Here is a 7,131-nt window from a genome sequence, read left to right on the forward strand (position 1 = left end):
ATCCGTATATTCAAGGTGACTTTTCGTCCAAACCCTAAGCTGCAATGTCGATACATTCTCCAGTCAGGGCGTAGTTGAGAGGCCTCGGCGATGAGCGATTCCGCAGAGCGCGTGATTCGGAAGTTCTTGGAGACGTGGCCGCGTGCCGATATCGACGAGATGATGGCTTTCTTCAGTGACGACGCGATCTACACCGACGGTCCAAGGGGCACGTCGCGCGGAGTTGAAGCGATCAAGGCAGAAATGCTGTCGACACTGGAAATGGTTCCCAGCACGACAGCTAATGTGAAGAATCTCGTCGCGAGCGGTGGACTGGTGATGGTCGAGCGAGTCGACGTCTTCGACATGGCAGGCAAAACCTTCGACGTCGAGATGACGGGGGTCTTCGAGGTCAACGATGACGGGCGCATCAGCCGCTGGCGCGACTACTACGACATGAGGTCCCTAGAAGAACGCGTTGCCGCGGCCTTCGCACCTGAGGAGTAGCGGTTTCGCCTCTACCTGTGCGGCCGAAAAGGCATCGCTTACTTGTTGTTTAGCGCTAGACGTTGAACCGAATTCGACGACGGCGCCGTCGGCTCCGCCAGCGAGATCCTCATGGTGACGGTCGAGACTCCCTTACATGCCGAACTGCGCGCGCCCGACGGCTTCGACGGCGCGAGCCGGGCCGTTAACTTCGACTCGCGCCGCGCACTGACGACCGAAGAGATACAACAGCAGCTCACCCGGCAGTCCAACGATGCGAGCCGCGGGTTTCCCTCGCCGGACCCTCAGGGTCTTTCCCGTCCCAGCCCACTCGAGCTCAAGGCCAGTATCGCGTAGCCGCCGAGCGAGCAACCATGGCGCGCAACTGAGGTTGCGCCACAGAGCCGCGTCCACCGCGGGGGAGTTCGACCGAGGGGCAAGGCCGTTGGCCCTACGCACGTCCTCATGGTGGACAAAGAACTCATTGAGGTTGGGTAGTCGCCGCACCCAATTCATGCGGAAAAAGCCCCGTGGCGGCCCCGATCGGATCGTGTCAACGAGCCAGACGAAATCTCGGAGTGCGAGTGCTTTTCTGCGCCGTTCGGCGAAGCGGCTCCACACACCGGGCACGACGAGCCCAGGTGCCGCGATGAGATCGTGCTCCCGGAGCACAAGGTGCGAAGCCAGATCGCGCGTCGTCCAAGGGTCCAGGAGGGTCGGCGCATCGGGACCAAGTTCATCGAGGAGATTGGCGAGCTGCTTTCGCTCGATGGCGTCGAAGAGCGGGTCGGCCATGTCGCCGGAGCATACCGACGGCCCGGAAGGCAGCGGTCCGGTTGGCCCGAATGCGCAAAGAACGAACGAAATGTTGCCAAAAGCAGTTGCTAGCGACCACTTCAAAATACTCCGTGCCCGCATCGGTGTCCGTGCTCTACGGTCATCGGATGGGCGTTCGGGACGCCGTCATGGCGGGTATTGCCAAGCAGCTCGGTCATCCAACTGGGCTGCGCGGGCGGCTGGTTGGTGGGGCTCTCAACCGGGGCAACCGGCGCTTCGTGAGCGCCGCCGCGCGGGCGCTGCAACCCGATGAAGGAGCGGCGCTCGCCGATGTCGGATTCGGTGGCGGCGTGGGCCTGAAACTGCTGCTTGACAGTGTCGGCCCGTCGGGCTGTGTCCACGGTGTCGAGTTGTCGCAGACGATGCTCAGCCAGGCCACAGGGCGATACCGCCGCGACATCGCAACCGGGCGGCTGTCTTTGCATTCCGGGACCATGACGCAGCTGCCCTTTGCCGATGCCGCATTGGACGGAGTCATTACCGTCAACACCATCTACTTCGTCGCGGAACTCGACACAGCGTTTCAAGAGCTCGCCAGGGTGATGAACAGTCGGGGTCGACTCGTTGTCGGACTGGCCGACCCCGATGTGATGGCGAAATTGCCATTCACGGGACACGGGTTTCGGCTCCGTCCGGTGCAAGACGTGATCGACACGCTACGCAACACCGGCCTCACAGTCGAACACTGTCGGATCAGTGAAGACGCCAACGCACCGCACCTGCTGATCGCTTATGCCGCTACATGAAACGTGACGAACGAGTGAGGGACCTCGGCCCTACTGCTTTGTCTTAGATGGTTGACCGTGGCGGAACTCCACGACGTCGCCGTCGGCCATCACGTAGTCCTTACCCTCCATGCGGACTTTGCCCGCGGACTTCGCCGCGGCCATCGACCCGGCAGCGACCAGGTCGTCGTAGGACACGATCTCGGCTTTGATGAAGCCCTTTTCGAAGTCGGTGTGAATTACCCCGGCGGCCTTGGGCGCGGTGTCGCCCTGATGGATCGTCCACGCCCGCGACTCCTTGGGCCCGGCCGTTAAATAGGTCTGCAGCTTCAACGTGTGAAAACCGGCCCGCGCCAAGGCATCCAAGCCTCGCTCGGTCTGGCCGATCGACTCCAACAGCTCGGCGGCAGACTCGTCGTCGAGTTCGGTGAGCTCGGCCTCGATCTTGGCGTCCAGGAAAACCGCGTCCGCCGGCGACACCAACGCACGCAGCTCGGCGACCCGGTCAGCATCGGTGAGCACCGACTCGTCGGCGTTGAACGCGTACAGGAAGGGTTTGGTGGTCAGCAGATTCAATTCCCGCAGCAGCAGCGCATCCGCGCCGGCGGCGAACAGCGTCGTCCCGCCGTCCAGGGTCTGCTGGGCGGCCAACGCAGCGTCGTAAAGCGGTTTGCGTTCCTTGTTGTTGCGCGCCTCTTTTTCCAACCGCGGCACGGCTCGCTCGAGCGTCTGCAGGTCGGCCAGGATCAGCTCGGTCTCGACGACCTCGATGTCTGACTTCGGATCGACCCGGCCTGCGACGTGGGTCACATCGTCGTCGGCGAACACCCGCACCACTTGGCAGATCGCGTCGCACTCACGAATGTTGGCCAGGAATTTGTTGCCCAGACCGGCGCCTTCCGAGGCACCGGCGACCAGACCGGCGATGTCGACAAACGTCACCGGCGCCGCGACGATGCGCTCCGAGGCGAACATTTCCGCCAGCGTCGCCAACCGTGCGTCGGGCAGCGGCACCACGCCTTCGTTGGGCTCGATGGTCGCGAACGGGTAGTTGGCGGCGACCACGTTGTTTCTGGTCAGCGCATTAAACAGGGTCGATTTGCCGACATTCGGCAAACCCACAATCCCAAGGCTCAGGCTCACAGGGATTCAAGTGTAGGAGAGCCGCACCGCAGCCCATGACGCGCTGCCGCGCGTGAGGCACGCCCACGCATTGCTAACGAGGTCGTTACGCGTCTTTCAGCGTCAAGCCGGTACGGTCGACATGTGTCAGAGGAGCAGGACCGGTCGGCGGTGGCCGCAGATCGCCGCTCGATAATCCCCGGAATTCCTGGTGTGCCGTGGTGGGCCGCAGTGGTGATCGCCGTGACCGGAGTCGCTGTCGGCTTCGCTTTCGACGCCGGATCCGGCAAGGAGCTGACCACCGTCTTCGCCGGCCTGTATGTACTGGGTTGCGTGGCCGCGCTGCTGGCCGTTCGCCAGTCCGGAATCTTCACCGCGGTGATCCAGCCGCCGCTGATCTTGTTCTGCGCAGTGCCTGGTGCCTACTTCCTGTTCCACGGCGCCAAATTCACCGGTGTCAAAGATCTGCTGATCAACTGTGGCTATCCGTTGATCGAGCGTTTCCCGTTGATGCTGTTCACCTCGGCGGGTGTCCTAGTGCTCGGCCTGATCCGGTGGTACCTGGGCCGGTCCCACACGGCTGCGGCGGAAACCACCGATGCCACCGACGCTGCCAGCGAAGGTGGACCTCTCGGATTGGTCGCCAGGCTGACGGCGATGTTCAACCACGAGCCCGCCGACGAGACCGTCGACAAGGCGGCGAGGTCGCGGTCGCGCCGAACCCACGCCGTCGAACGTTCCGCGCGATCCACCACGTCCGACGCACGACGAACCGGTAAGCGCCCGGCATCGACGCGGACCCGGCGGGAACGGCCACCACTGGGCGCTAGGCCCCGGCTGGACGACGAGGTGGATCCGACGCGCGAACGCGCCCGGCGTCGACGCCCGACGCGTGAATTCGACGCTCCCGAACCGCCTCGGCGCGGTAGGTTGCCGCGCGACCCGGACCTGCGTGGCCGCCCGCCGCGGGACGTCCGGCGCGACCCGCACACTCGCAGAGATCGCCCTGGCAGCCGCTTCGACCCGTACGAACCCATGGAGCCCTTCGACCCTGCTCCTGGGCCCCCGCCGCGGCGCAGGCCCCCACCGAACGGGAGCACCGCGACCCATCACCCGATCTCACAGGTCAGGTATCGGAAGGCAGCCGGAGGCGACGAGTCGCTCGATGACCGCCCGCGCCGGCCGCGCAGGCCCGCGAGCGACTAACCGCCTCTGGCGGGCCTGATCTCCCGGGGCAGCGCGAACACCAATGTCTCGTTGGCTGTCGTCACCGGCTGAACCACGTCATAGCCGTATTCGGCCAACCGCTCCAGCACGCCGCGGACCAGCACCTCAGGCACTGACGCGCCGGACGTGACTCCGACTGTGGTGACGCCCTCCAACCATGCCGGATCGATGTCGTCGGCGTAGTCGACCAGGTGCGAAGCCGCTGACCCGGCCCCCAACGCGACCTCGACCAAGCGGACCGAGTTCGACGAATTGCCCGAACCGACGACGATCACCAGCTCGCACTCCGGCGCCATCGCTTTGACCGCCACCTGCCGATTCTGGGTCGCGTAGCAGATGTCGTCGCTGGGCGGATCCTGCAGTTTCGGGAAGCGTGCCCGCAGCCGCTGCACGGTTTCCATCGTCTCGTCGACGGATAGCGTGGTCTGCGACAACCAGATCACCTTGTTCTCGTCGCGAACCGTCACGCCGTCGACGGCGCTCGGACCGTCGACCAGCTGTACGTGGTCGGGGGCTTCGCCGGCAGTGCCGACGACCTCCTCGTGCCCCTCGTGGCCGATCAGCAGGATGTCGTAGTCGTCGCGGGCGAATCGCTTGGCCTCGTTGTGCACCTTGGTGACCAGCGGGCAGGTGGCGTCGATGACCTTCAGCTGCCGCTCGGCGGCCGTCGCGTGCACAGTCGGGGCCACGCCGTGGGCGGAGAACACCACGATGGCGCCTTCGGGCACCTCGTCGGTCTCCTCGACGAACACCGCACCGGCCTTGGCCAGCGTTTCGACCACGTGGCGGTTGTGCACGATCTCATGCCGGACGTAGACGGGTGCGCCGTGTTTCTCCAGTGCACGTTCGACGGTCTCGACCGCACGATCGACGCCGGCGCAGTATCCACGGGGCTCGGCAAGCAGGACACGCTTGCCGGTCACCGGCTCGGCCACCGATGCAGTTGCACCAGGGATCCCCATGTTCACGGTCGGCGGCATGTCCACCAGCGTACTTTCTGCCGACACTGGCCCGCCAACTCGCGCGCTCAGCTTGGAGTTGTCCGCCAGTTAAGGCAGGCTTGACCGCATGGCTACTGCACCATATGGGTTTCGGCTGCTGGTGGGCGCCGCGACGATGGCCGTCGAGGAGACGATCAGGTTGCCGAAAACCATCCTGATGTATCCGATGACGCTGGCCAGCACGGCCGCGCATATCGTGATGCGGTTCCAGCAGAACGTGGCCGAGCTCGTGATCAAAGGCGATGCCACCCTGGAGCACATCTTCCCGCCCAAGGAGGAGCAGCCGGAGTGGGCGACGTTCGACGAGGATCTGCCCGACGATGACGACGACGCCGTCGACACCGAGAGTCGCGGCGAAGGACGGTTCGCGCTGTACTCCTCTCCCGAAGCGGGCGCAGCCGACGACTGGGCGCGGGTGGCCGCCACACCGGGCAAGCAGACGGTGTCTGCCCCCGACGTAGTCGAGGAGCTGGACTACGAACAGCTGACCCTGGCCCAGTTGCGGGCCCGGCTGCAATCACTCGATGTCGACGAGCTCGAAGCCCTGCTGGCCTACGAGGAGGCCACCAAAGGGCGCGCGCCGTTCCAGACGCTGCTGGCAAACAGGATCACGCGCGCGACGGCGAAGTGACCGCCAACCCTGTCAGCAATACGCCGGCCGGCCCGGCGAATTCGGCCGAGAACCCGTTTCCGGTCCGCGCGGTCGCCATCCGAATCGCAAGCTGGATCGACAAATTGGGCACGGTTTGGGTTGAAGGCCAGCTGACTCAGATCAACATCCGGCCGGGCGCCAAGACGGTGTTCATGGTGCTGCGCGATCCGGCCGCCGACATGTCGCTGACCGTGACCGCGCCGCGCAACCTGGTTGACAACGCGCCGGTCAAGCTCGTCGAAGGCGTGCAGGTTGTGGTATGCGGTAAGCCGACCTTTTTCACCGGCCGAGGCACACTCACGTTGCGGCTCAGCGAAATACGCGCAGTAGGCATCGGTGAACTGTTGGCCCGCATCGAGCGACTGCGCCAGCTGTTGGCCGCCGAAGGTCTCTTCGATCCGCGACTCAAGCGGCCAATCCCGTTCCTGCCCAGCATGATCGGTCTGATCACCGGCCGGGCCAGCGCGGCGGAGCATGACGTGACGACGGTGGCCGCCGCACGCTGGCCCGCGGTGCGGTTCGCCGTCCGCAACACCGCCGTCCAGGGCCCGACCGCGGTTTCTCAGATCGTTACGGCGTTGCGGGAGTTGGACTCCGACCCCGACATCGATGTCATCGTGGTCGCCCGCGGCGGCGGCAGCGTGGAGGACTTGCTGCCGTTCTCCGACGAGACGTTGTGTCGGGCGATCGCCGCGTGCCGCACGCCGGTGGTCAGCGCGGTCGGCCACGAACCCGACAACCCGCTGTGCGATCTGGTCGCCGACCTGCGTGCCGCCACTCCGACCGACGCCGCCAAGAAGATCGTCCCGGATACCGCCGCCGAACAGCACCTGCTCGATGATTTGCGCCGACGCAGCGCGCAGGCGCTGCGTAACTGGGTGGGCCGCGAGGAGCGGGTGCTCGCGCAGTTGCGCAGCCGGCCGGTGCTGGCCGAGCCGCTGGCCGCGCTCGGGACCCGCACCGAAGAGATTCACCGCGCCCGATCCGCGGTCCGCCGGGACATCACCCGACTGATCGACGTGCAGGCCGAGCGCGTCGGTCACCTGTCGGCCCGGCTGGCGACGCTGGGTCCGGCGGCCACCCTGGCCCGCGGCTACGCCGT

Annotated in this window: 8 protein-coding genes; 5 read left to right on the top strand and 3 right to left on the bottom strand. The window is 65.5% G+C overall.

Going from position 1 to position 7,131, the window contains the following annotated elements:
• Positions 1 to 90: 90 nt before the first annotated feature.
• On the top strand, positions 91 to 486 hold the full coding sequence (locus VN856_RS21305; RefSeq protein WP_325692636.1) for a nuclear transport factor 2 family protein: 396 nt from the start codon (positions 91 to 93) through the stop codon (positions 484 to 486).
• A gap of 132 nt (positions 487 to 618) precedes the next feature.
• On the opposite strand, the gene VN856_RS21310 is transcribed toward VN856_RS21305, so the two are convergent.
• Positions 619 to 1,260 carry a TIGR03085 family metal-binding protein gene (locus VN856_RS21310; RefSeq protein ID WP_325692638.1) on the bottom strand — a complete coding sequence of 214 codons (642 nt, stop codon included), beginning with the start codon at positions 1,258 to 1,260 and terminating at the stop codon, positions 619 to 621.
• 125 nt (positions 1,261 to 1,385) lie between these two features.
• Here VN856_RS21310 and VN856_RS21315 point away from each other — a divergent pair, with 125 nt between their 5' ends.
• Complete coding sequence (locus VN856_RS21315) at positions 1,386 to 2,048, top strand: class I SAM-dependent methyltransferase (protein WP_325692651.1); 663 nt, start codon at positions 1,386 to 1,388, stop codon at positions 2,046 to 2,048.
• A gap of 30 nt (positions 2,049 to 2,078) precedes the next feature.
• Here VN856_RS21315 and ychF read toward each other — a convergent pair whose 3' ends face one another.
• Complete coding sequence (gene ychF / locus VN856_RS21320; RefSeq protein ID WP_325692640.1) at positions 2,079 to 3,170, bottom strand: redox-regulated ATPase YchF; 1,092 nt, start codon at positions 3,168 to 3,170, stop codon at positions 2,079 to 2,081.
• Between the two features lie 123 nt (positions 3,171 to 3,293).
• Here ychF and VN856_RS21325 point away from each other — a divergent pair, with 123 nt between their 5' ends.
• On the top strand, positions 3,294 to 4,355 hold the full coding sequence (locus VN856_RS21325; RefSeq protein WP_325692642.1) for a DUF6542 domain-containing protein: 1,062 nt from the start codon (positions 3,294 to 3,296) through the stop codon (positions 4,353 to 4,355).
• Here the strand turns inward: VN856_RS21325 and VN856_RS21330 are convergent.
• Positions 4,352 to 5,356 carry a 4-hydroxy-3-methylbut-2-enyl diphosphate reductase gene (locus VN856_RS21330; protein ID WP_325692644.1) on the bottom strand — a complete coding sequence of 335 codons (1,005 nt, stop codon included), beginning with the start codon at positions 5,354 to 5,356 and terminating at the stop codon, positions 4,352 to 4,354. The genes VN856_RS21325 and VN856_RS21330 overlap by 4 nt on opposite strands.
• Before the next feature lie 88 nt (positions 5,357 to 5,444).
• On the opposite strand from VN856_RS21330, the gene VN856_RS21335 reads away from it, so the two are divergent.
• Both VN856_RS21335 and xseA read left to right on the top strand, forming a co-directional pair.
• The gene (locus tag VN856_RS21335; RefSeq protein ID WP_325692647.1) at positions 5,445 to 6,008 is read left to right on the top strand and encodes a lipid droplet-associated protein; all 564 of its coding nucleotides are present in this window, start codon (positions 5,445 to 5,447) and stop codon (positions 6,006 to 6,008) included.
• Positions 6,005 to 7,131, top strand: a 1,127-nt coding sequence (gene xseA / locus VN856_RS21340) for an exodeoxyribonuclease VII large subunit (protein WP_325692649.1), incomplete at its 3' end; no start/stop codon positions are given. The genes VN856_RS21335 and xseA, both read left to right, overlap by 4 nt.

It is taken from the genome of Mycobacterium sp. (assembly GCF_035603715.1).
Lineage (GTDB): Bacteria > Actinomycetota > Actinomycetes > Mycobacteriales > Mycobacteriaceae > Mycobacterium.